The 23,116-nt window shown below is 74.2% G+C and carries 23 protein-coding genes and 1 pseudogene; 1 reads left to right on the top strand and 23 read right to left on the bottom strand.

Annotation, left to right across the window (positions count from 1 at the left end; all coding sequences use genetic code 11):
- Positions 1-628: 628 nt before the first annotated feature.
- The 14 genes from der to ENKNEFLB_RS10260 form a co-directional block, all read right to left on the bottom strand.
- The gene (gene der, locus ENKNEFLB_RS10325; RefSeq protein ID WP_214059095.1) at positions 629-2,035 is read right to left on the bottom strand and encodes a ribosome biogenesis GTPase Der; all 1,407 of its coding nucleotides are present in this window, start codon (positions 2,033-2,035) and stop codon (positions 629-631) included.
- Complete coding sequence (locus ENKNEFLB_RS10320; protein ID WP_246535956.1) at positions 2,032-2,805, bottom strand: lysophospholipid acyltransferase family protein; 774 nt, start codon at positions 2,803-2,805, stop codon at positions 2,032-2,034. Before ENKNEFLB_RS10320 ends, der begins: the two co-directional genes overlap by 4 nt.
- Entirely contained in the window at positions 2,802-3,530 is a 729-nt protein-coding gene (cmk, locus tag ENKNEFLB_RS10315; protein WP_246535955.1) for a (d)CMP kinase, read from the bottom strand. Before cmk ends, ENKNEFLB_RS10320 begins: the two co-directional genes overlap by 4 nt.
- An 11-nt stretch (positions 3,531-3,541) precedes the next feature.
- Complete coding sequence (locus ENKNEFLB_RS10310) at positions 3,542-4,651, bottom strand: prephenate dehydrogenase (protein ID WP_214059094.1); 1,110 nt, start codon at positions 4,649-4,651, stop codon at positions 3,542-3,544.
- Between the two features lie 18 nt (positions 4,652-4,669).
- The gene (aroH, locus tag ENKNEFLB_RS10305) at positions 4,670-5,053 is read right to left on the bottom strand and encodes a chorismate mutase (RefSeq protein WP_214059093.1); all 384 of its coding nucleotides are present in this window, start codon (positions 5,051-5,053) and stop codon (positions 4,670-4,672) included.
- 99 nt (positions 5,054-5,152) lie between these two features.
- A complete protein-coding gene (locus ENKNEFLB_RS10300; protein ID WP_214059092.1) occupies positions 5,153-5,545 on the bottom strand; it encodes a VOC family protein in 393 nt (130 codons plus the stop codon).
- A 10-nt stretch (positions 5,546-5,555) separates the two neighbouring features.
- Complete coding sequence (locus ENKNEFLB_RS10295) at positions 5,556-6,368, bottom strand: AraC family transcriptional regulator (protein WP_214059091.1); 813 nt, start codon at positions 6,366-6,368, stop codon at positions 5,556-5,558.
- Positions 6,369-6,377: 9 nt separating this feature from the next.
- The gene (locus ENKNEFLB_RS10290; RefSeq protein WP_214059090.1) at positions 6,378-6,719 is read right to left on the bottom strand and encodes a hypothetical protein; all 342 of its coding nucleotides are present in this window, start codon (positions 6,717-6,719) and stop codon (positions 6,378-6,380) included.
- A complete protein-coding gene (locus ENKNEFLB_RS10285; protein ID WP_160007907.1) occupies positions 6,716-7,492 on the bottom strand; it encodes a pseudouridine synthase in 777 nt (258 codons plus the stop codon). Before ENKNEFLB_RS10285 ends, ENKNEFLB_RS10290 begins: the two co-directional genes overlap by 4 nt.
- Entirely contained in the window at positions 7,489-8,172 is a 684-nt protein-coding gene (gene scpB / locus ENKNEFLB_RS10280; RefSeq protein ID WP_214059089.1) for an SMC-Scp complex subunit ScpB, read from the bottom strand. The genes ENKNEFLB_RS10285 and scpB overlap by 4 nt, the downstream gene beginning before the upstream one ends.
- Positions 8,162-9,010 carry a segregation and condensation protein A gene (locus ENKNEFLB_RS10275; RefSeq protein ID WP_214059088.1) on the bottom strand — a complete coding sequence of 283 codons (849 nt, stop codon included), beginning with the start codon at positions 9,008-9,010 and terminating at the stop codon, positions 8,162-8,164. The genes scpB and ENKNEFLB_RS10275 overlap by 11 nt, the downstream gene beginning before the upstream one ends.
- Complete coding sequence (locus ENKNEFLB_RS10270) at positions 9,007-9,345, bottom strand: hypothetical protein (RefSeq protein ID WP_246536004.1); 339 nt, start codon at positions 9,343-9,345, stop codon at positions 9,007-9,009. Before ENKNEFLB_RS10270 ends, ENKNEFLB_RS10275 begins: the two co-directional genes overlap by 4 nt.
- Positions 9,346-9,347: 2 nt before the next feature.
- The gene (locus ENKNEFLB_RS10265) at positions 9,348-10,268 is read right to left on the bottom strand and encodes a ParA family protein (RefSeq protein ID WP_420830548.1); all 921 of its coding nucleotides are present in this window, start codon (positions 10,266-10,268) and stop codon (positions 9,348-9,350) included.
- 407 nt (positions 10,269-10,675) lie between these two features.
- On the bottom strand, positions 10,676-11,002 hold the full coding sequence (locus tag ENKNEFLB_RS10260; RefSeq protein WP_214059086.1) for a GNAT family N-acetyltransferase: 327 nt from the start codon (positions 11,000-11,002) through the stop codon (positions 10,676-10,678).
- 90 nt (positions 11,003-11,092) lie between these two features.
- Between ENKNEFLB_RS10260 and ENKNEFLB_RS10255 the strand changes: the two genes are divergently transcribed.
- Positions 11,093-12,178 carry an alkene reductase gene (locus ENKNEFLB_RS10255; RefSeq protein ID WP_214059085.1) on the top strand — a complete coding sequence of 362 codons (1,086 nt, stop codon included), beginning with the start codon at positions 11,093-11,095 and terminating at the stop codon, positions 12,176-12,178.
- 7 nt (positions 12,179-12,185) lie between these two features.
- Here ENKNEFLB_RS10255 and ENKNEFLB_RS10250 read toward each other — a convergent pair whose 3' ends face one another.
- The 9 genes and pseudogenes from ENKNEFLB_RS10250 to ENKNEFLB_RS10210 all read right to left on the bottom strand — a co-directional run bounded on the left by ENKNEFLB_RS10250 (position 12,186) and on the right by ENKNEFLB_RS10210 (position 23,115).
- On the bottom strand, positions 12,186-14,783 hold the full coding sequence (locus tag ENKNEFLB_RS10250) for a DEAD/DEAH box helicase (RefSeq protein WP_214059084.1): 2,598 nt from the start codon (positions 14,781-14,783) through the stop codon (positions 12,186-12,188).
- Complete coding sequence (locus ENKNEFLB_RS10245; RefSeq protein ID WP_214059417.1) at positions 14,780-15,694, bottom strand: site-specific tyrosine recombinase XerD; 915 nt, start codon at positions 15,692-15,694, stop codon at positions 14,780-14,782. The genes ENKNEFLB_RS10250 and ENKNEFLB_RS10245 overlap by 4 nt, the downstream gene beginning before the upstream one ends.
- A gap of 85 nt (positions 15,695-15,779) precedes the next feature.
- On the bottom strand, positions 15,780-16,895 hold the full coding sequence (gene ald, locus ENKNEFLB_RS10240; protein ID WP_214059083.1) for an alanine dehydrogenase: 1,116 nt from the start codon (positions 16,893-16,895) through the stop codon (positions 15,780-15,782).
- Positions 16,896-16,954: 59 nt separating this feature from the next.
- Entirely contained in the window at positions 16,955-17,557 is a 603-nt protein-coding gene (locus tag ENKNEFLB_RS10235) for an NUDIX domain-containing protein (protein ID WP_246535954.1), read from the bottom strand.
- Complete coding sequence (locus ENKNEFLB_RS10230) at positions 17,554-19,275, bottom strand: CTP synthase (protein WP_246536002.1); 1,722 nt, start codon at positions 19,273-19,275, stop codon at positions 17,554-17,556. The genes ENKNEFLB_RS10235 and ENKNEFLB_RS10230 overlap by 4 nt, the downstream gene beginning before the upstream one ends.
- 35 nt (positions 19,276-19,310) lie before the next feature.
- Complete coding sequence (gene recN, locus ENKNEFLB_RS10225) at positions 19,311-21,056, bottom strand: DNA repair protein RecN (protein ID WP_214059082.1); 1,746 nt, start codon at positions 21,054-21,056, stop codon at positions 19,311-19,313.
- Positions 21,053-21,903, bottom strand: a pseudogene (locus ENKNEFLB_RS10220) (NAD kinase). Before ENKNEFLB_RS10220 ends, recN begins: the two are co-directional and overlap by 4 nt.
- Positions 21,904-22,022: 119 nt before the next feature.
- A complete protein-coding gene (locus ENKNEFLB_RS10215; protein ID WP_214059081.1) occupies positions 22,023-22,910 on the bottom strand; it encodes a TlyA family RNA methyltransferase in 888 nt (295 codons plus the stop codon).
- 10 nt (positions 22,911-22,920) lie between these two features.
- Entirely contained in the window at positions 22,921-23,115 is a 195-nt protein-coding gene (locus tag ENKNEFLB_RS10210) for a hypothetical protein (protein ID WP_214059080.1), read from the bottom strand.
- Position 23,116 lies beyond the last annotated feature (1 nt).

The raw sequence follows: 23,116 nt of genomic DNA, 5'->3' as shown, positions 1-23,116 counted from the left end.
GGCCTTGCTCAGGACCGGTCCAGCGCACCTGCTCCAGGGAGAGCCGGGCGTCGCAGCGGGGCCATTCCCCCAGACCACCAGCGCGGCCGAGCGGGTGCGCAGCCGGGCCTCGATCCGCCCGGCGGACGTCGCGTCGACGGCCAGCGGCGGGCGGAGCACGACCACGCGGAGCACGTCGACCAGGGCCGCGGTCACCTCGCGCCAGTGCTCGCCGGGCTCGGGAACCAGGACCGTACGACTCAGGTCGACGCCCAGCTCCTCGGCCGCCTCGGCGCCGAAGTCGCCCCACCCCGCGAAGCCGACCCACTCCCCGGCCTGCGACGCCCCGGCCGCCAGGGCCAGGGCGAGCGAGGCGGAGTCGACGCCGTACGACCCCCCGGCCCGCAGCCCCAGCACGCTCGCCACGGCGGGGTGGGTGGGCAGCGGCAGCCGCGCCGGGGCGCCCTCCAGCGCCGAGACCCGCTCACGCAGCTGGTCCAGGACCGAGCGCGTGGGGTCGAGGGCGACGGGTGCTGACACCCCCCGATCATCGAACACATGTTCGAACGGGTCAAGCGGTGCAGGTCAGCCGAAGGGTGGTCGGGCAGCGGGCGTCCTGGGACCCCCGCACCGTACCCCGGTCATCGCGTCAGCGGCGCTTGCGCTTCTCACGCACCCGCTGCTGCAGGATGATCGGGGTCCCGACGAACCCGAACTCCTCGCGCAGGCGGCGCTCGATGTAGCGCTCGTAGCCCTGGTCGAGCTTGCCGCTGGTGAACAGCACGAACATCGGCGGGGCCGAGCCGGCCTGGGTGCCGAAGAGGATCTTGGGCTGCTTGCCGCTGCGCACGGGGTGCGGGTTCTCGGCGACCAGGCGGCCGATGAAGGCGTTGAGCTGCCCGGTGGTGATCCGGGTCTCCCAGCCCTCGATGGCCTTGTCGAGGGCCGGGACCAGCCGGTCGACGTGCCAGCCGGTGCGCGCGGTGATGTTGACCCGCGGCGCCCACTGCACCTGCACCAGGTCGCGCTCGATCTCGCGCTTGAGGAAGTGCTGGCGCTCCTCGTCGACGAGGTCCCACTTGTTGAAGGCGATGACCAGGGCCCGGCCGGACTCCCGCACGGTCTGCAGGATCCGGACGTCCTGCTCCGAGAGCGGCTGCTCGGCGTCGACGACCAGCACGGCCACCTCGGCGCGGTCGATGGCCTGGCTGGTGCGCAGCGAGGCGTAGTACTCGTGGCCCGAGGACTCCTTGACCCGCTTGCGGATGCCGGCGGTGTCGACGAAGCGCCAGACGCGCCCGCCGAGCTCGACCAGCTCGTCGACGGGGTCGACCGTGGTGCCGGCGACGCTGTCGACCACGACCCGGTCTTCCTGGGCGAGGCGGTTCAGCAGCGAGGACTTGCCGACGTTGGGCTTGCCGACGATCGCGATCCGGCGGGGGCCGCCGGGCTCGGCGTCGCGCTCGGGCGGGGTCTCGGGCAGCGCTGCCAGGACGGCGTCGAGCAGGTCGCCCGATCCGCGACCGTGAAGCGCGGAGACGACGTGGGGCTCCCCCAGGCCGAGGTTCCACAGGCCGGCGGCCTCGGCCTCGGCGCGCATGTCGTCGACCTTGTTGGCGGCCAGGACGATCGGCTTGCCGGAGCGGCGCAGGACCTTGACCACCTCCTCGTCGTGGTCGGTGATCCCGATGGTGGCGTCCACGACGAACATCACCGCGTCGGCGAGGGTCACCGCGATCTCGGCCTGGGCCGCGATCCGCTGCGCGAGGCCGCGGGCGTCGGGGTCCCAGCCGCCGGTGTCGACCAGGGTGAAGGCACGCCCGGCCCAGTCGGCGTCGTAGGAGACGCGGTCCCGGGTGACGCCGGGGACGTCCTCGACGACCGCCTCGCGTCGGCCGAGGATCCGGTTGACCAGGGTCGACTTGCCCACGTTGGGGCGCCCGACGACGGCCAGGATCGGCAGCGGGCCCAGCGGGCCCTCGCCGTCGAAGCCCTCGGTGTCGAACTCGTACTCGGGCTGACCGTCCCCGTGGTCCTGGGGGTCGTGCTCGCTCATCGGGAATGCTCCGTGACTCCGCCGCCCGGCTCGGGTTCGAGCTCCCCGGCGGGCAGGGGCCCGGGGAGGGTTCGGCCCAGGTGGGCCAGTGCGTCGGTCTGGTGGTCCAGCATGCGTCGCCGCAGCGTGGTGGAGCAGGCGGCGACCAGCTCGCGGGTGCGCGGCCAGTCCACGCGGCCCAGGTCGAGCGGCTCGCCGAAGGAGAGGTCGATCCGGGCCCCGCGGGCGGGCAGGCTGTCGGTGTGGCCGCCGGGCTCGCGGGTGCCCACGACGAGGAAGGGCACCACGGGGGCATCGGTGACCAGCGCGAGGTACGCCGCGCCGCGGTGGAAGCGGTCCAGCGACCCGTCGCCGCGCACGCCCTCGGGGAAGATGCCGACCGCACCGCCGTCGCGGAGCACCCGCAGGCTGGTGCGGACCGCCCGGGGGTCGACGGTGAAGCGGTCGAGCGGCATCTGGCCCGCGGCCGCGAGGAAACGGCCCAGGCCCCCGGCGAACATCTCGGTCTTGGTCAGCACGTGCAGCGGCCGGGGCGCGAAGGCGGCCACCAGCGGCCCGTCGAGGTACCCGACGTGGTTGCCCGCGAGCACCACCGGTCCCCGGCCGGGCACGTGCTCGCCACCGTGCACCCGCACGTCCCATCGGCGACGCATCAGCCACCGCGAGGGCGGTCGGCCGCCGCGCATCAGCCAGCGGGTGGGGTGGGCGGCGGCGTCGGAGCGCGGCGGGAGCAGGTGGGACGCCTCGCGGAGGGCGCCGGCGGACCTCACGGCGAGGTCCGGGACGGGAGGTCGCGGACCAGGCCCAGGACGAGGTCGACGACCTCGTCGAGGGTGTGCGGCGTGGTGTCGAGCTCGACCGCGCCGTCGGCGCGGCGCAGCGGGGCGGTGGCGCGCCCGGAGTCGATCCGGTCGCGCTCGCGGAGCACCTGCTCGGTGGCGGTGGCGTCGCTGCCGCCCTCCTCGGCGCTGCGGCGGGTCGCGCGCGCCGACGGGTCGGCGGTCACGTAGAGCTTGAGGTCGGCCTGCGGCCACACCACCGAGCCGATGTCGCGGCCCTCGACCACGATCCCGCCGGCGCCGATGACCTCGCGCTGCAGCGCCAGCAACCGGGCGCGCACCTCGGGGACGGTGCTGACCGGGGAGACCGCACCGGTCACCTCGGGGGTGCGTACGGCGGTCGCCACGTCCTCACCGTCGACGGTGATCGTGGGCTCCAGCGGGTCGGTGCCGGACACGACCACGGGCTCGGCGGCCCGGGCGGCGACGGCGTCGGCGTCGTGCACGTCGACGCCGTGGTGCAGCATCCACCAGGTGATTGCGCGGAACTGGGCGCCGGTGTCGAGGTAGCGCAGCCCGAGCCGGTGCGCGACCTGGCGCGAGGTGCTCGACTTGCCCGACCCGGAGGTGCCGTCGACGGCGACCACCAGGTCGGGGGACGGTACGGCGGCCCCTGCCTGGTCGGCGGGGGCGGCGGGTCCGGGGGTGCTGCTCACGGCAGGTCAGCCTACCGGTGCGTGAGCCAACCCCTCGATTCGAGCGACCCCCGCAGGTGCTCGGCGCCGACCTCCTCCACGACCAGCTCGACCAGCCCGACCGGGCGGCCGGGGTCGTGGTCGATCCGGACGTCCTCGATGTTGACCCCGCTGCGACCGGCGTCGGCGAACAACCGGGCCAGCTCGCCGGGGTGGTCGGGCACCGAGACGTGCACGGTGAGCACGGGCCGCGCCGGGCCGCCGTGCTTGCCCGGGATGGCGCGGGTGCCGGCGGCGCCGCGGCCCAGCACCTCCTCCAGCGCGGGCCGGTCCGCCCCGGCCACGGCCGCGATCACCCGGTCGAGGTCGGCGCGGACCTCGCCGAGCAGCGCGACCACCGCGTCGGCGTTGGCGCTGACGATCTGGCCGTACAGCGCGGGATCGCCGGCCGCGACCCGTGTGACGTCGCGCACCCCCTGGCCGGACAGCGCCAGGTGCGAGCCCGGCGCCTCGGCCAGCCGGGCGGCGACCACCGAGGCGAGCAGGTGCGGCACGTGAGAGGTGCGGGCGACGGCCTGGTCGTGCTCGTCGGGCGTCAGCCGGACCGGCACCCCGCCGCAGAGCAGCGCCAGCGCCTCGACGACCGCGGTCGCGTCCGGCGCGGAGGACGGGTGCGGAGTCACCGCCCACGGGCGGCCGTCGAAGAGGGCCGCGGTCGCGGCCAGCGGCCCGGACCGCTCGCTGCCGGCCATCGGGTGGCCGCCGACGTAGCGGCCGAGCCCGGGGTGCGCGGCGAGGGCGTTCAGCGGGCCGGACTTCACGCTGCCGACGTCGGTCACCACCGCGCCCGGGACGTCACGGACCCGGTCCAGCGCCCGTCCGACCTCGGCGGCGAGGTGGTCCGGCGGGACCGCCACGACCACCAGGGCAGGCACGTCGTCGGGCCGGACGGCCCGCCCGGCGCCGAGCCCCGAGGCGGTCCGGACGTGGTCGTCGTTGACGTCGCGCAGCAGCACCTCGAGCCCCGCCCGGCGGCAGGCCAGGCCGATCGAGGCGCCCAGCAGGCCGACGCCGACGACCTCGACGGGCCCGGGCACCCCGGCGACCACCGGCGTACGGGCGCCGGCGCCGGTCTCACCCATCGGTCTCACTCATCGGTCTCACTCATCGGGGACGGAGCGCACCCGGGACAGGTCGCGGCGCAGGGCTGCCGCGCCGTGGAGGTAGACGTGGGTCAGGTCCGCGCGGGGCAGGTCGGTCTCGACGTGCGCCATCATCCGCACCACCCGCGGCATCGACCGCTCGATCTCGAGCTCCCGGGCGCACAGCAGCGGAACGTCGGAGAAGCCGAGCTGGCGGGCCGCGTAGGCCGGGAACTCGCTGACCAGGTCGGAGGTGGCGGTGAAGATGATCGAGATGAAGTCGTCGACCTCGAGACCGTTGGCGGCCATCACGTCGCGGACCATCTCCTCGACCCGCTCGAGCATGTGCTCGCGCACGTCCTCGTCGAGCTGCGTGGCCCCTCGGACCGCCCTGACCGACACCGTGCCTCCTCCGCTCGCCACCTCTGGACCGGACCCAGGCTAGCGAGGGCACGGGTCGGGGGCGGCGGGCGTCTCAGGCCGGCACCTCGGGCCGGCACCTCAGGAGGGTCGGTAGGTCCCGAGCGACCAGTGGTTGCCCTCGGGGTCGGCCACCGTGCCACCGGTGCCGCCGTACCCCTTGTCCTCGATGGCCACCACTTCGGTGCCGCCGGCCGCGAGCGCCGCCGCCATCACCGCCGTCGGGTCCGTGCAGACGAGGTACGCCGACCCGTTGCCGCCCGGCTGGGCGTCCCGGGCCGACCCCACCATCAGCCCGCCCGTGACGCCGTCGCCTCCGGACCAGGTCCACTCGGAGTGCTGCACGACCGACGGGTCGGCCTCGTCGCGGTAGGTGGCGTGCTCGACGAACCCCACGGCGCGCAGCCACGCGAACATCGAGTCCGCGTCGCGCAGGGTCAGGGAGTGCCAGAGGCCGATGTCGTGGGTCGTCATGGGTCCACCCTCACCCGGGGGCGGACACCGCGTCTTGGACGTTTGGGAGCTCGTCGCGCCGCCACGCCGACGGGGTGCACCCCGCGAGGGCGAGCCACTCCCGGGTCAGGTGCGACTGGTCGGCGTAGCCGGCACGAGCCGCCACGTCCCCCAGCGTGCCCGGCGACGCGCCCCGCAGGACGGCCTGCGCACGCTCGAACCGGGCGATCCGCGTGATCGTGCGCGGGGTCAGGCCCGTCTCGGAACGCACGAGAGCGCCGAGGTGGCGCCGTCCGTAGCCGACCTGGTCGGCCGACTCCTGCACGCCTGCGCCGCGGCTCAGCAGCGCCAGCGACCGGCCGACCTCGGCGCGCACCGTGGCCGCGGCGTCCTCGTCGACAGCGTCGAGCAGGGCGGCCAGCACCGCGGGAGCCGCGGTGGTCACGTCGTCGGCGTCGTGCACCAGTGCGGGGAGCTGCTGGAGACGACCGACCTCCTCGAGCGTGAGGATCTCACCGGCGAGCGCGGCCGCCGGCACGCCGAGCAGGGCACGGGCCCCGCTCACGGTGAGCGAGAGCTGCAACCCGCGCTGTCGGCCGCCGTGATGGATGGCTGCAGGAACGTCGCGGAGGCCGGAGATCACTGACCAGCGCGCCGGCCCGGGGTCCGCCAAGGACCACCCCACGAGGACCGGCTCGCCCACCGGCAGGACGAGGGTCAGCGAGGTCGACGGCAGACCACGGTGCACCCCCGGCTCGCCGACGCCGTCGTAGGCGACCAGGCCCGTGACGTAGGGGCGCAGCAGCCCCGGCAGCGGCTGAGATCCCAGGCGCGGTGCGCTCATCCTCCGACGCTAGTCGCCTCGCCCCCCACCGTCACCGTCGAGCGCGTCCAGCTCGGTCAGCGCCTGCTCCCAGCGCTCGCGGCGCTCGTCGTCGGACTGATCCCACCACGGGTCGCCCCGCTCCCCCAGGCCGTGCTTGGCCAGGCCGGTGCGGTGGCGGGCAGCGGCGACGGCCTCGTCGTCGCCCCGCTTGCGGGCGGCGCCGGTGCCGCTGCGCCCCCGGCCCAGGTGGGACTTGAGGCGGGCGGCGACGTCCTCGGGCAGCGCCGGGTCCTGGCGTCGCCAGCGACGGCCGCCGACGACCAGCCAGCGCTGCTGCTCGACCTCGTCGAGGTCCTCGGGCTCGGTCACATCTCCGCGCGGTCGAGCAGCGCGCCGAGCTCGTCGTGCGTGAGGTCGCGCAGGGCGCCGACCGGCTGCTTGCCCAGGCGTACGGGTCCGATCGCGGTGCGGGTGAGGCGGCGTACGGGGTGCCCCACGTGGTCGAGCAGGCGGCGCACGATCCGGTTCCGGCCCTCATGGATGGTCAGCTCGACGATGGACTTGCCCTGCGAGTCGTGCCGCGGGTCGCCGCCGACGACCCGGGCGGCGCTGACGGTGACCGGGCCGTCGTCGAGCTCGACACCGGCGATCAGCTGGCGGACCGTGCGGATGTGGACCTCGCCCTCGACCTCGGCGACGTAGGTCTTGTCGACCTCGTAGGACGGGTGCGCCATCCGCTGCGCGAAGTCGCCGTCGTTGGTCAGCAGCAGCAGGCCGGAGGTGTCCGTGTCGAGGCGTCCGACGTGGAAGAGCCGCTCGGGGCGGTCCTCGACGAGGTCCGAGAGGGTGCGGCGGCCCTGCGGGTCCGACATCGTCGAGACGACGCCGGTCGGCTTGTTCAGCACGAGGTAGACGTGCGGCGAGACCGGCGGCAGCCGCCGCCCGGAGACCCGGATCACCGCGGTGGTCGGGTCGACCTTGGTGCCGAGGCGGGTGACCACCTCGCCATCGACGACGACCTCGCCGCCGAGCATCAGCTCCTCGCACTTGCGGCGCGAGGCGACGCCGGAGGCGGCCAGCAGCTTCTGCAGGCGTACCCGGCCGTCCTCGTCGACGGGCACGCCCTCGGGCAGGTCGCTCATGGGTTCTCCTGGGGTGCGTCGGGGGGCAGGTCGGGGGTGGAGGCCGGCCCGACCGGGTCCGGCGCGCGGCCGGAGAGGCCGGCCAGCTCGTCCTCCATGTCGGCCATGTCGGGCAGGTAGGGCGCCAGGTCGGGCAGGTCGTCGAGCCCGGTGACCCCGATCCGCTCGAGGAAGTAGCCGGTGGTACGGAACAGCGTGGCACCGGACTCGTGGTCGGCGCCGGCCTCCTCGACCAGGCCGCGGGTCAGCAGGGTGCGCATCACGCCGTCGACGTTGACGCCGCGGATCGCCGACACCCGGGCCCGGGCGATCGGCTGGCGGTAGGCCACCACGGCGAGGGTCTCGAGGGCGGCCTGGGTCAGCCGGGCCTGCTGGCCCTCGAGGACGTAGGCCTCGACGACGGGGGCGTACTCGTCGCGGGTGTAGTAGCGCCACCCGCCGGCGACGTTGCGCAGCTCGAAGCCGCGGCGCTGCTCGTCGTACTCGTGGGCCAGGTCGACCAGCGCCCCGGCCACGGCGTCGGCCGGGTGGCCGACCGCGGCGGCGAGCGTGGGCTCGTCGAGCGGCTGGTCGGCGATCATCAGCATCGCCTCGAGCGAGGGACGCAGCGGGGCGAGGGGCACGTCGAGGGCCGGGTCGTCGAGGGCCGGGTCGTCGGTACGGGGGGCGTCAGTGTCCATCGGGGTCATCCTCTCGCGGGGCCGGCGGGTCCGCCTGGGGCGGGGCGCCGTCGAACTCGTCGGTGATCTCGACCTCGGCGTCCTCGGCCCCCGTCCAGCGGATGCTGAGCTCGGCCAGGGCGCTGGCCTGCTCGAAGACGACCACGCCCTCGCGGAAGAGCTCCAGCAGCGACAGGAACCGGGCCACCGTGGTGAGGGTGTCCGGGGAGTCGCCGCACAGCGTGCGGAAGGTGAGCGTGCCCTGCGCCCGGAGCCGGGAGACCACGAGCGCACCCTGCTCCCGGACGCTGACGGTGCTGGTGTGGATGTGCTCGAGCGAGACCTCCACGACCGGCTTGGGCGCCAGCGCCCTCGCCGCCAGCGCCGCGAACTGCTCCAGCCCGATGCCGATCAGCACCTCCGGCAGCAGTGCGGCGTACCGGTCCTCGAGACCGACGGCCCGCGGGTGGCGCCGCGACTCACCGGCGAGCCGCTCGCCCATCCGGGCCGCGACCAGCTTGAAGGCCTTGTACTGCAGCAGCCGGGCGAAGAGCAGGTCACGGGCCTCGAGCAGCGCCAGGTCCTCCTCGTCCTCCACCTCGGCCTGCGGCAGCAGCCGGGCGGCCTTGAGGTCGAGCAGGGTGGAGGCGACCAGCAGGAACGACGTGGTCTGCTCGAGGTCCCAGACGGTGCCGCCGGCCTTGACGTGGGCGATGAACTCGTCGGTGACCCGGGACAGCGAGACCTCGGTGATGTCGAGCTTGTGCTTCGAGATCAGGCTCAGCAGCAGGTCGAAGGGGCCCTCGAAGTTGTCGAGGTGCACCGCGAACGCCGGGGTGGGGTCCGGCTGCTCGCTCATCCCTCGGCGAGCCGTCGCACCAGCGCGCTGTCGGCACCGTTCGCGTCGTACTCGGCGAGCACGAGCGCCAACGCCTCGCGCACCAGCCGGCCCCGGTCGACGGCCAGCCCGTGGCTCGCACGCAGGGTCAGCCGGGTGTGCTCGATGCTGAGCAGCTCCTCGGCGGTGACGTAGACGGTCATCTTCTCGTCGTGGCGGACCCGACCGCTGGGACGACGTTGCGCGGGCGCGGTCTCGGTGGCGTCGTCGGGCACGGCCCGTACGGAGCGCGGCTTGGCGTCGGCGCCCGCGGCGGCGTCCTCGGTGGGCCGGAACAGGTCGTCGGCCGAGGGCATGCTCACGCGTCGTGGCACCGGACCAGCACCTCCTTGGCCAGCTGACGGTACGCCGCCGCGCCCGGCGAGGACGAGGCGTAGGAGGTGATCGGCTCGCCGGCCACGGTGGAGTCGGAGAACTTCACCGTGCGGCGGATGACGGTGTGGAAGACCGTGTCGCCCCAGGCCTGGACCAGGCGCTCCATGACCTCGCGGCCGTGCAGGGTGCGCCCGTCGTACATCGTGCCGAGCACGCCGTCGATGGACAGCTTGGGGTTGAGCCGCTCGCGCACCTTGTCGATCGTGGTCTTGAGCAGGGCCACGCCGCGCAGCGCGAAGTACTCGCACTCGAGCGGCACGATGACGCCGTCGGAGGCGGTGAGCGCGTTGACCGTCAGCAGGCCCAGCGAGGGCTGGCAGTCGATGAGGATGACGTCATAGGCCTCCATCGCGGGCCCCAGCACGCGCTGCAGGGTCTGCTCGCGGCCGACCTCGTGGACCAGCTGCACCTCGGCGGCCGACAGGTCGATGTTGGAGGGCAGCAGGTCCATGCCGGGCACGCCGGAGGGCACGACGACCTCGTCGAGGGTCACGTCGGACTGCATCAGCAGGTTGTAGATCGTCAGGTCCATGCCCTGGGGGTTCAGCCCGAGGCCGACCGACAGCGAACCCTGGGGGTCGAAGTCGACGAGCAGGACGCGGCGGCCGTACTCGGCCAGCGAGGCGCCCAGGTTGATGGTCGTGGTGGTCTTGCCCACCCCGCCCTTCTGGTTGCACATCGAGATCACCCGGGCACGGGCGCCCTCGGCGACCGGGCCGGGCTCGGGCAGGAAGGGCATCGGGCGACCGGTCGGACCGATCTCCACCTCGGCCGGCGCCTCGGCGGGGGCAGCCGCCTCGGGGCGCGCCGGGCGCTCGAAGGGCAGCGGCTCGCTGGTGCCCAGCGGCGCCTGCGGGGCGCGCGGCGGCGCCGGGGTGCGCACCATCGGGGGCATCTCGCCGGCGGCCGAGCCACCGAAGGACCCACCGCCCGGGAACGTTCCTGCGTCGGTCATCTGCCGCACCCCTGTCGTCTCGTGCCGCCCACGTGGGCCGTACCCCGACAGCATCGTTTGTCGACACGGCGACATTGCGCAGGCGCGCCGCGTGTCGGCGACATGAGGGAAGCGCGGGCGGCGACCGTGTGACGCGTGGTGCCTGTGGTGCGGGTGTGGTTCAAACGCCCGGACTCGACGGGCGAGTTTCGAACATGTCGGCCTGTGCAAAGGCCGACATGTTCGGAAGTCCCCGGCCGACCGGGGACTTCCCTGCCCGGCGCCCGCCGCTCGGGCACTCGGCGGTCAGTCCACGGTCAGTCGGCGAGGACGTCCTGCTGGTCGGGGTGCCGCTCGAGCCACGACGCGACGAACGGGCACTCCGCGACCACGCGCAGCCGGGCGCCGCGACGGACGTCGTCGAGCGCGCCGCGGACCAGCACGGAGCCGACGCCCTGGCCCTCGAAGCGGTCGGCGACCTCGGTGTGGGTGAAGGTGATCCGGTCCCCGTCGAGCACGTAGGCGGCGAAGCCGGCCCGCTCGCCGGCGGCCCACACCTCGTAGCGGTTCTCCTCGGGTGCGTGGCGCACCTCGAAGGCCTCGGTGGTGGGCTGTCCGGCGCCGTCGGTGGGCTGCTGCGTCATGTTCCTCACCCTACGGGCGGGAATCAGACGACGGGGGTGAGCGCTGAGGTCGTCGTACTTTTACCCATCTCCCCGACGAAAGGACACCTCGTGTCCCGTGCGTTCGAGCCCATCTCCGTAGGGTCCTGGACCCTCCCGCAGCGCTTCGTGATGGCGCCGCTGACCCGCAACCGCGCCGGCGAGGGCATGGCGCCCACCGACCTGGCGGTGACCTACTACGGCCAGCGGGCCGGGGCCGGGCTGATCATCAGCGAGGGCACCCAGCCCAGCGCCACCGGCCAGGGCTACCTGAACACCCCCGGCATCCACTCCCCCGAGCAGGTCGAGGGCTGGCGCAAGGTCGGCCAGGCCGTCCACGACGGCGGCGGGAAGATCGTCGTGCAGCTGATGCACGTCGGCCGCATCGCGCACCCGGACAACAAGCAGGGCCTCGAGACCGTCGCCCCGAGCGCGCTCACCGCGCCGGGCGAGATGGTCACCGCCGAGGGCCGGGTCCCCCACGTGGAGCCGCGCGCCCTGGAGACCGACGAGATCCCCGGCATCGTCGAGGAGTTCGTGCACGCCGCGCGCTGCGCCGTCGAGGCCGGCCTGGACGGCGTCGAGGTGCACTCGGCCAACGGCTACCTGCTGCACCAGTTCCTCGCCCCGAGCAGCAACACCCGCACCGACGGGTACGGCGGCTCCCCCGAGGCCCGCGCCCGCCTCACCGTCGAGGTCACCCGCGCGGTCGCCGAGGCCATCGGCGCCGACAAGGTCGGCATCCGGATCTCCCCCGCCCACAACATCCAGGGCTGCCTGGAGGAGGACCCGTCCGACGTCGAGGCCACCTACACCTCGCTCGTGGAGGGCATCGCCGACCTCGGCCTGGCCTACCTCAGCATCCTGGCCGACCCGCGCAGCCAGCTGGTGACCGACCTGCGCAAGCGCTTCGGCGGGCCGACCATCCTGAACTCGGGCTTCGCCGACGTCACCCAGCTCGCCGACGTCGAGTCCGTGCTCGACGAGGGCCTCGGCGACCTGGTCGCCGTGGGTCGCGAGTACATCGCCAACCCCGACCTGGCCGAGCGCTGGAAGCAGGGCGCCGAGCTCAACGAGCCGAACGGCGACACCTTCTACGGCGGCGGCGCGGAGGGCTACACCGACTACCCGTTCCTGGGGGAGTCCCGCTCGGCCTGAGGCCCGGTTACAGCCGGCGCATCGAGGTGGTGGCGAGCACCAGCTCGCCCACCTCGTCGCCGGCGTCCAGGTCCGCCACAGCCTCCACGACCCAGTCGTGGTGGTCGGCGGGGTCGTGGATCGTCTGGGTCACCCGCCACAGACGGGCCTCCACGTCCTCGTCGGCGCCTGCGGGCGTCCCGACCTCCTCCGTGACCCGGAGGAGGTCGGGCCCGCGGGCATCTCCGTCGGTCCGCACCTCGTCGTGCTCGGCGAAGTAGGACTCGATCGCCTCGTCCCACCGGCTGCGCGTCATCACGACCGCGCGCGCGGGGTCCAGCCGGTCGGCCGCCGCCCGCTCCAGGGTCATCAGCCCGTCCAGGTCGTCGCGGGCGACCAGCTCGACCCGGCGCCACATGGCGTTGCGGACCATCACCTCGAAGACGCGTCCCTGCTCCGAGAGCGGGCGCGGCGGGCGGGCCCCGGAGGTGTCGGTGACCGTCCGCGCGACCGCGTCGGGGTCGGTCATCGCCTCCCACTCGTCGAGCAGCGAGGAGTCGGTCTGACGCACGGTCTCGCCCAGCCACGCCTCGAGGTCCTCGAGCTCGGGGCTGCGCGCCGCCTCGGGCACGGTCTGGCGCAGGAACCGGTAGGCGTCGGTGAGGTAGCGCAGCACCAGCCCCTCGGAGCGCGCCAGCTGGTAGCGCGAGACGACGTCGGTGAAGCTCATCCCCTGCTCCCACATCTCGCGCACCACCGACGCCGGTGACAGTGCGTCCTCCGGCAGCCAGGGGTGCGCGCCGCGGTACAGCTCGTAGGCCGCCTCCAGCCCCTCGCGCAGCGGCTGGGGCCAGCTGACCTCGTCGAGCAGCGCCATCCGCTCGTCGTACTCCAGGCCGTCGGCCTTCATCTCCGCCAGGGCCTCGCCCTTGGCGCGGTTCTGCTGGGCGAAGAGGATCTGGCGCGGGACCTCGAGCACGGCCTCGGCCACCGACACCACGTCGAGGGCGTGGTGCTCCGCGTCGGGGTCGAGCATCGCGATCGCCTCGAGCGCGAAGTGGGCCAGCGGCTGGTTGAGGGCGAAGTCGAGCGGCAGGTCGACGGTCATCACGTAGCGCCGCCCGTGCTCGTCGACCTCGTCGAGGCGGGTCAGCACGCCGGAGGCCACCAGGCTGCGGGCCAGCCGCAGCGCCCGGCGGCACAGCCGCAGCTGGCTGCGGCGGTCCTCGTGGTTGTCGGTGAGCAGCCGCCTCAGCACGACGAACGCGTCCTCCTCGCGGGACAGGACGTTGACCAGCATCGCGTTGTCGACCTTCATCCGCGAGACGAGCTTCTCCGGCACCCCGGCGACGAGCTTCTCGAAGGTCTGCTCCGACCACACCACGGCGCCCTCGGGGGGCTTGCGCAGCTGGGCCTTGCTCTTGCGCTTGGCCTGCTTCTCCTCGCTCATCGCGGCGTTCTTGGCGTCGGCCTTGGCCTTGGCCTTCTCGTTGTCGATGACGTGCTCGGGCGCCTGGACGACCACGGAGCCGGCGGTGTCGAAGCCGGCCCGTCCGGCCCGCCCGGCGATCTGCAGGAACTCCCGGGTGCGCAGCACCCGCTGGCGGCGACCGTCGTACTTCGCCAGGCCGGTGAACATCACGGTACGGATCGGCACGTTGATGCCGACGCCGAGCGTGTCGGTGCCGCAGATGACGGCGAGGAGGCCGGCCTGGGCCAGCTGCTCCACCAGCCGGCGGTAGCGCGGCAGCATCCCCGCGTGGTGCACCCCGACCCCGCGGCGCAGCAGCTTGGACAGGGTCTTGCCGAACCCGGCACCGAAGCGGAACCCGGCCAGCCGCTCGGCCCGGGTGGCGGCCTGCGCCTTGGCCTCGTCGCTGCGCGCGGTGAGCCAGGAGGCGTTGAGCAGGTTGCTGGCGTGCTCGACGGCGGCCGCCTGGGTGAAGTGGACGACGTAGACGGGGGTCTGGTGGGTCTCGACCAGCTCCTCCAGCGTCTCGGGGACGTGCGTGGTGGCCCAGCTGAAGGTCAGCGGCACCGGCCGCTCGGCGTCGTCGACGACCGCGGTCGGGCGTCCGCTGCGCCGCTCGAGGTCGGCGGCCAGGTCGGTGACGTCGCCGAGCGTGGCCGACATCAGCAGCACCTGGGCCTGCGGCAGCTCGATCAGCGGCACCTGCCAGGCCCACCCCCGCTCGGGCTCGGAGTAGAAGTGGAACTCGTCCATCACCACGAGGCCGACGTCGGCGGAGGCACCCTCCCGCAGCGCGATGTTGGCCAGCACCTCGGCGGTGCAGCAGATGATGGGGGCGTCGGGGTTGACCGCGGCGTCGCCGGTCAGCAGCCCGACGTCGTCGGCGCCGAAGACCTCGCACAGCTCGAAGAACTTCTCGCTGACCAGCGCCTTGATCGGGGCGGTGTAGAACCCGACCCGGTCGTCGGCCATCGCGGCCATCAGCGCCCCGACGGCCACCAGGGACTTGCCCGAGCCGGTCGGCGTGGCCAGCACCACGTTGCTGCCCGAGAGCAGCTCGATCACGGCCTCCTCCTGGTGCGGGTAGAGCTCCAGCCCGCGTCCGGCGGCCCAGGTGACGACCTGCTCGAGGACCTCGTCGGCGTCGGCGCTCATCCGCGGGCCCGGGGGTGCGCGGTGGCGAAGACCTCGCGCAGGTTGTCGACGGTGACCAGCGTGTAGACCTGGGTGGTGGTCACCGAGGCGTGACCGAGCAGCTCCTGGACGACCCGGACGTCGGCGCCGCCGTCGAGCAGGTGGGTGGCGAAGGAGTGCCGGAGGGTGTGCGGGGAGACCTCCCGGGTGACCCCGGCCCGCTCGGCGGCCTTCACCAGCGCCGCCCAGGCCGACTGCCGCGAGAGCCTCCCGCCCCGGGCGTTGAGGAACAGCGCCGGCCCGGCCCGCTCCACGAGCGCCGGCCGCCCGCGCACGAGGTAGGCCGCCAGGGCCTCGCGGGCGTACGACCCGACGGGCACCAGCCGCTCCTTGCCGCCCTTGCCGCGCAGCAGCAGCGCCCCCTCACCGGGCGGGAGGTCGACCACCTCCTGCACGTCGTCGACGTCGAGGCCGACCGCCTCGGAGATCCGGGCCCCGGTGCCGTAGAGCAGCTCGAGCAGGGCGCGGTCACGCAGCGCCAGCGGGGTGCCCGGGGCGCCGGCGGCCTCCACGATCGCCTCCACGTCGGACAGCGGCAGCGCCTTGGGCAGCCGCTTGCCCGGCGCCGGGGGTCGTACGGCCGCCGCCGGGTCGTGCGAGGCCAGCCCGTCGGCCAGGGCGAAGCGGTGGAACCCGCGGACGGCGACGACCGTGCGGGCGGCCGAGGCCGCCGCGAGCGGCGGGTGCTCGGCGTCACCCTCGCGCAAGCGGGCCAGGAACTCGGTGACGGTGGCCTCCGAGACGGCGTCGAGGTCGTGGACCCCGACGGCGTCCAGGTGGGCCAGGTAGCGGCGCAGGTCGCGGCGGTAGGAGCTCAGGGTGTTGGCCGCCAAGCCCTTCTCGACGCCGAGGTGGTCGAGGTAGGTGCGCACGGCCACCGCGGCCCGACCGGGCCCGGGACCGGGACCGGGATCGGTCCCGGTCCCCGGGTCGGTGGCGACGGCGCTCACCGCTCGCTCAGGCCAGGACCTCGTCGAGCGAGACGGCGAGGATGTCCCACGCCTCGCCGACGGGTCCGTTGGTGAGCGCGCCGGCGTGGGTGTTGAGGCCCAGGGCCAGGCTGCGGTCGGTGCGCGAGGCGTCGGCCCAGCCCTTGTTGGCCAGCGCCACGGTGTAGGGCAGCGTGGCGTTGGTCAGGGCGTAGGTCGAGGTGCTGGGCACCGCACCGGGCATGTTGGCTACGCAGTAGAACGTCGAGCCGTGCACCGTGAAGGTGGGGTCGTCGTGGGTGGTCGGTCGGGTGTCCTCGAAGCACCCGCCCTGGTCGACGGCGATGTCGACCAGCACCGAGCCGGGCTTCATCTGCGCCACCAGGTCGTTGCTGACCAGCGTGGGGGCCTTGGCGCCCGGGATCAGCACGGCGCCGATCACCAGGTCGGCGTCCATGACCTGCTGGGCCACGGTGAGCCGGGAGGAGGCCAGGCCCTGGACCCGGTTGTCGTAGCGCCAGAACGACATCCGCAGCTTGTCGAGGTCGGTGTCGAGCAGGGTGACGTCGGCGCCCATGCCGAGCGCGATGTTGGCGGCGTTCTGGCCGGACACACCGGCACCGATCACGACGACCTTGGCGTTGGCGACCCCGCCGACGCCTCCCATCAGCACGCCGCGCCCGCCTTGTGCCTTGAGCAGCGCGTGGGCGCCGACCTGCGGCGCCAGGCAGCCGGCGACCTCCGACATCGGGTAGAGCAGCGGCAGGGAGCCCGACGGCAGCTGGACGGTCTCGTAGGCCAGCGCGGTCACCCGGCTGGACATGAGCTCCTCGGTCAGCGGGCGGTCGGCGGCGAGGTGCAGGTAGGTGAAGAGCGTGAGGCCCTCGCGCAGGCGGTGGTACTCCTCGGCGACCGGCTCCTTGACCTTGAGCAGCAGGTCGGCGGCGCCCCAGACCTCGTCGGCGTCGGGCACGATCGTGGCGCCGGCGGCGACGTACTCGGCGTCGGGGATCGAGGACCCCTCCCCCGCGCCCTGCTGGACCTGCACGTCGTGGCCGTGCGCGACGAGCTCGTGCACGCCGATCGGCGTGATGGCCACGCGGTACTCGTGGTTCTTGACTTCCTTCGGGACGCCGACCTTCATCGTGCTCTCTCCTTCACGGGTCCGGGTCCACCACGCTGTGGACCGGGGGCGCGACGACCCTAGCGGGGCCCTCCGACGAGCCCACGGGCATGGGCCGCCAGCACCGCGACGACCAGCGGGCCGTCCCCGACCCGGCCGTCCAGGACGGCCTCGACCAGGTCGGCGAACGGCACCCACCCGGCGACCATCTCGGCCTCCTCGTGGGCCGGCTCGAAGTCGCCGCGCCCCACGTCGGTGAGGCCCGTGGCCAGGAAGTGGTGCATGACCTCCTCCGAGATCCCCGGGGACGACCACGTGGTCGTCAGGTGCGTCCAGCCGGTGGCCTCGAGGCCGGTCTCCTCGCGCAGCTCGCGCCGGGCGACCTGCTCGGGGGTCTCGTCGCCCTCGTCCATCAGCCCGGCCGGCAGCTCGACGAAGAGCCGGTGCGCGGCGTGGCGGTACTGCCACAGGCACCGCACCCGGTCCTGGTCGTCGACCGCGAGCACGATCACCGCGCCGGGGTGCTCGAGGACCAGCCGCCGGAACGGCTCGTCCTCGGGGTGCGCGGGTCGGCGGATCCGGTCCTCGCGCAGCGACATCACCCAGTGGTCGCGGTGCAGGTCACGGGTGGAGTCGACCGGCCAGGACTCCGGGCTGTCGGCCAGCGGCGGGTGCTCGCTCACGCCTCCTCCGGCTCCGGCTCGCGGCGCAGCCCGCGGTCGTCGATCTCCAGGCGCAGCTCGCGCTGGCGCTCGATGGCGGCGCCGACCAGGCCCACGAACAGCGGGTGCGGACGGGTCGGACGCGAGCGGAGCTCGGGGTGGGCCTGGGTGGCGACGTAGTACGGGTGCACGTCGCGGGGCAGCTCGACGAACTCCACCAGGTCGAGGTCGGGGTTCACGCCCGAGAAGACCAGGCCGGCGTCCTGGAGCTGGTCGCGGTAGGCGTTGTTCACCTCGTAGCGGTGACGGTGGCGCTCCTCCACGCGGGCGGCGCCGTATGCCTCCCGCACGACCGAGCCGGCCAGCAGGTCGGCCGGGTAGAGACCCAGACGCATCGTGCCGCCGAGGTCGCCCTCGCCCTCGACGAAGGACTTCTGCTCCTCCATCGTGGCGATGACCGGCTCCGGGGTGCCGGGGTCGAACTCGGTCGACCCGGCCTTCTCCAGGCCCAGCACGCTGCGGGAGTACTCGATCACCAGGCACTGCAGGCCCAGGCACAGCCCGAGCGTGGGGATCCCGTGGGTGCGGGCGTAGGTCAGCGCGCCGAGCTTCCCCTCGATCCCGCGGATGCCGAACCCGCCGGGCACGCAGATCGCGTCGACGTCCTGGAGGCGGCGCGCCGCACCGGCCGGGGTGTCGCACTCGTCGGAGGGCACCCACTCCAGGTTGACCTTGGCCTCGTGGGCGAAGCCGCCCGCGCGCAGCGCCTCGGCCACCGACAGGTAGGCGTCGGGCAGGTCGACGTACTTGCCGACCAGCGCGATCGTGATCTCCTCGCGCGGGTGGTGCACCCGGCGCAGCAGGTCGTCCCACAGGGTCCAGTCGACGTCGCGGAACGGCAGGTCGAGGCGGCGCACGACGTAGGCGTCGAGGCCCTCGCGGTGCAGCACCTTGGGGATGTCGTAGATCGAGGGGGCGTCGGCGGCGGTGACCACGGCGTCCTCGTCGACGTCGCACATCAGCGAGATCTTGCGCTTGATCGAGTCCGGCAGCTCACGGTCGGCGCGGCAGACGACGGCGTCGGGCTGGATGCCGACCTGGCGCAGCGCGGCGACGGAGTGCTGCGTGGGCTTGGTCTTCAGCTCCTTCGACGGACCGATGTAGGGCACCAGGGAGACGTGGAGGAAGAAGCAGTTGGCCCGGCCGATGTCGTGGCGGACCTGGCGGGCCGCCTCGAGGAACGGCAGCGACTCGATGTCGCCGACCGTGCCGCCGACCTCGGTGATCACGACGTCGACCGGCTCGTCGGGCTCCTGGCCGGCGGGGGCGTGCCCGCCCATCGCCAGGATCCGGTCCTTGATCTCGTTGGTGATGTGCGGGATCACCTGGACGGTGTCGCCGAGGTAGTCGCCGCGGCGCTCCTTGGCGATCACGCTCGAGTAGACCTGGCCGGTCGTGACGTTGGCGATCTGCCCGAGGTCGGTGTCGAGGAACCGCTCGTAGTGGCCGATGTCGAGGTCGGTCTCGGCCCCGTCGTTGGTCACGAACACCTCGCCGTGCTGGAACGGGTTCATCGTCCCGGGGTCCACGTTGAGGTACGGGTCGAGCTTCTGCATCGTCACCCGCAGCCCCCGCGATCGCAGGAGACGGCCGAGGCTGGAGGCCGTCAGCCCCTTCCCGAGGGACGAGGCGACACCCCCGGTCACGAACACGTGCTTGGTCGGTTCCACTCCCTGCACCTTCACGGGACTCGATCCTATCCCAGCCGGGATGCTCAGGGTTGCAGGGCTCGTGCGGGCTGCGCGACCTCGAGCAGCTCGCGGGCGTGGGCGAGCCCGGTGTCGGACTCCGTCAGGCCGGCCAGCATGCGGGAGAGCTCGCGCTCGCGGCCGGTCTCGTCGAGCAGGGTCAGCCCGGAGCTGGTGACCGTGCCGTCGGAGGACTTGCGCACCACGACGTGCCGGTCGGCGTAGGCCGCCACCTGCGGCAGGTGGGTGACGACGACGACCTGGGAGGTGCGCGCCAGCGCCGCCAGGCGCCGTCCGATCTCGACCGCGGCGGTCCCGCCGACGCCGGCGTCGACCTCGTCGAAGACGAAGGTGGGCACCGGGCTGGTGCCGGCCAGGGCGACCTCCACGGCGAGCATCACGCGGGACAGCTCACCGCCCGAGGCGCCCTTGTGCAACGGACGCGGCTCGCTGCCGGTGTTGGCGGCGAGCAGCAGCTCGACGTCGTCGACGCCGTGGGCGCCCGCGTGGAGGTGCTCGCCGTCGACAGGGAGCCCGGCGGGGTCGTCGGCGCCGGTCGGGGTGCGCCGCACGGCGACCTCGAGGCGGGCGTGCGGCATCGCGAGGCCGCCGAGCTCGGTGGTGACGGTGGTGCCCAGCCGCAGGGCCGCGGCCGACCGGGCGGCCGAGAGGCGTCCGGCCACGTCGCCCAGCTCGTCGCGCAGGGCGTCGCGCTCGTCGCGCAGGGCGTCGATGCGCTCGTCGGTCCCGTCGAGGTCGAGCAGCCGGACCGAGGCCTGCTCGGCCCAGGCCAGGACCTCCTCGACGGTCTCGCCGTACTTGCGGGTCAGCGCGGTGAGCGCGGCGCGCCGCTCCGAGACGGCGGCGAGCCGGGACGGGTCGACGTCGACGCGGCTGGCGTAAGAGGCCACGTCGGCGGCCACGTCGGAGAGCAGGTAGCCGACCTCGGCCAGCCGGTCGGCGAGGTCAGCGGCCTCGCGGTCGTGGACGCGCACCTGCTCGAGGGCGCCCCGGCCGGCGGCGACCGCGGCCATCGCGTCGGGGCCGCCGTTCTCGCTGGACAGCGCCTCGCGGGCCTGCTCGGCGGCCGTCAGCAGGGTGTCGCTGTTGCCCAGCCGGGACTCCTCGGCGGCCAGGGAGACGTCCTCCCCGGGCTCGGGCGCGACGGCCTCGACCTCGGCGAGCCCGAAGCGCAGGAGGTCGGCCTCGCGGGCCCGCTCCCGGGCCGAGGCGACGGTCTCCTCGAGCTCCCGCTCGACCTGCTGCAGCCGGGACCAGCCCGCGCCGTGCTCGGCGACCAGGTCCTGGACGGGCGGCCCGCCGAACCGGTCGAGCGCCTCGCGCTGGGTCCGGGGCTGCAGCAGCCGGTGCTGGTCGGACTGGCCGTGCACGGCCACCAGCGGCTGGGCGAGCCCGGTCAGCGTGGCGACCGGGACGCTGGCCCCGCCGACGTACGCCCGGGAGCGGCCCTCGGCGGCGACGTTGCGGGCCAGCACGACCCGGTCGTCCTCGACCTCGCCACCGGCGGCGTCGACCGCGGCGGCGAAGCCGGGCAGGGAGCCCACGGCCACGACGCCCTCGACCCGGGCCTGCCGCGCGCCGGAGCGTACGGACCCGCTGTCGGCGCGGCCGCCGAGCAGCAGGCCGAGCGCGGTCACCACCATCGTCTTGCCGGCGCCGGTCTCGCCGGTGACGACGGTCAGGCCCGGGCCCAGCTCCAGGCTGGAGGAGTCGATGACTCCGAGGGAGCTGATCCGGATCTCCTCGATCACGGGCCCTCCCCCGTCGGCACGGTCTCGAGGTGGCGTGACCGACGCTCCGCAGCGCCTCGCCAGCCGGCGACGGGCAGCCCGAACTTGGCCACCAGGCGGTCGGTGAACGGGGAGTCGGTCAGGCGCACCAGACGGAGGGGCGACGCACCACGGCGGACCTCGATCCGGGCGCCGGGCGGCAGGTCGACGGCACGCCGGCCGTCGCACCACAGCACGCCGGCGCCCTCGGCCCGGTCCAGCACCTCGACGGCCAGCAACGAGTCGGGAGCGGCGACCAGCGGCCGGGCGAACAGGGCGTGGGCGCTGATCGGCACCATCAGCAGCGCCTCGACCGACGGCCACACCACCGGCCCCCGGCGCTGAAGTTGTAGGCGGTGGACCCGGTCGGCGTGGCGCACACGACGCCGTCGCAGCCCCACCGCGACAGCGGGCGGCCGTCGATCTCGACCACCACCTCGAGCATCCGCTGCCGCGAGGCCTTCTCCACCGACGCCTCGTTGACCGCGAAGGTGCGGGCGACCTCCTCGCCACCGCGCAGCACGCGCACGTCGAGGGTCATCCGGTCCTCGGTGGTGTAGGCGCGCGCCACGATCGCGGCGATGGTCGAGGCCACGTCGTCGTGCTCGGCCTCGGCGAGGAACCCGACGTGGCCGAGGTTGATGCCGAGGATCGGGGTGCCGCTGGCGCGGGTGATCTCGGCCGCGCGCAGGATCGTGCCGTCCCCGCCGACGACCAGGGTGAGCTCGCAGTCGCGGCTGGCGTCGTCGGCGGAGGTGGTCAGCTCGACGCCGGGCCGGGACGCGTCGACACCGAGGTCGGCGGCCTCGTCGTCGAGCAGGCGGACCACGATGCCCTGGGCGGTCAGGGCCTCCAGCGCCTCGAGGGCGACCTCCCGGGCGGCCTCCCTGCCGGTGTGCGCGAGCAGCAGCACCCGGCGTGCGGCGGGCGGGCTGTCCTCGGTCTGGCTCACTCCTCCACTCTCTCACCCGGTCCCGACGCCCCGGGGGGCGCCGCGTCGGGCAGGGCCGGGCCGGCGGTTCCGACCCGGGTCTGCTGGGCGGCGACGGCCGCGGCCAGCGTCTCGTCGTCGAGCAGGGGCGGCCCCTGGCGCAGCCACACGAAGAACTCCACGTTGCCCGACGGGCCGGGCAGCTTGCTGGTGGTCAGGCCGACCACGCCGCGGCCGAGGCGTGCGGCGGCCGCGCAGACCGCGACGACGGTCTCGGCGCGCAGGTCCGGGTCCCGGACCACGCCGCCCTTGCCGACGCGGTCCTTGCCGACCTCGAACTGCGGCTTGACCATGAGCAGGAGGTCGCCGTCCGGCTCGGTGACGCCGACCAGGGCCTCGAGCAGCAGCCGCAGCGAGATGAAGGAGAGGTCGCCGACGACGAGGTCGACCGGACCACCCACCAGCGCGGGGGTCACGTCGCGCACGTTGGTGCGGTCGTGCACGCGGACCCGATCGTCCTGCTGCAGGCGCCAGGCCAGCTGCCCGTAGCCCACGTCCACGGCCACCACCTCCGCGGCGCCGGCGCGCAGGAGGACGTCGGTGAAGCCTCCCGTCGAGGCGCCGGCGTCGAGCACCCGCCGGCCGGCGGCCCGCAGCCCGTGGGCGGCGAGGTCGTCCAGGGCGCCGGCCAGCTTGTGCCCGCCGCGGGAGACGTAGTCGGGACGGTCGTCGTCGACCGACACCACGAGCGCCACGTCGGTGCTCACCCCGGTCGCGGGCTTGCGGGCGACCATGCCGCCGACCTTCACCCGCCCGTCGGCCACCAGGGTGGCGGCGTGCTCGCGGCTGCGGGCGAGGCCACGCCGGACCAGCTCGGCGTCGAGGCGCAGGCGCCGTGGGGGCACCGGGTGCCGTTCAGCCGGCCGGGTCGGGCTCGTCGAGAGCCCGGCGCAGCCGGTCGTGGGCCTGCTCGACCGCCGCCGACTGCTCGGCGACGGGGAGGTCGAAGGCCGTCGCCAGGTCGCCGAGCACCGCGTCGACGCCGGCGACGCCGGTGGTCGGCGGGGCCGGTGGGGCCGGTGCGGGGCTGGTCGCCTCCTGCTGGGTCATG

The sequence above is a fragment of the Nocardioides aquaticus genome (genome assembly GCF_018459925.1).
In the GTDB taxonomy this organism is placed as follows: domain Bacteria; phylum Actinomycetota; class Actinomycetes; order Propionibacteriales; family Nocardioidaceae; genus Nocardioides; species Nocardioides aquaticus.
The sequence above is the reverse complement of the archived record's forward strand: the minus strand, read 5'-3'. Positions and strand labels throughout refer to the sequence as shown.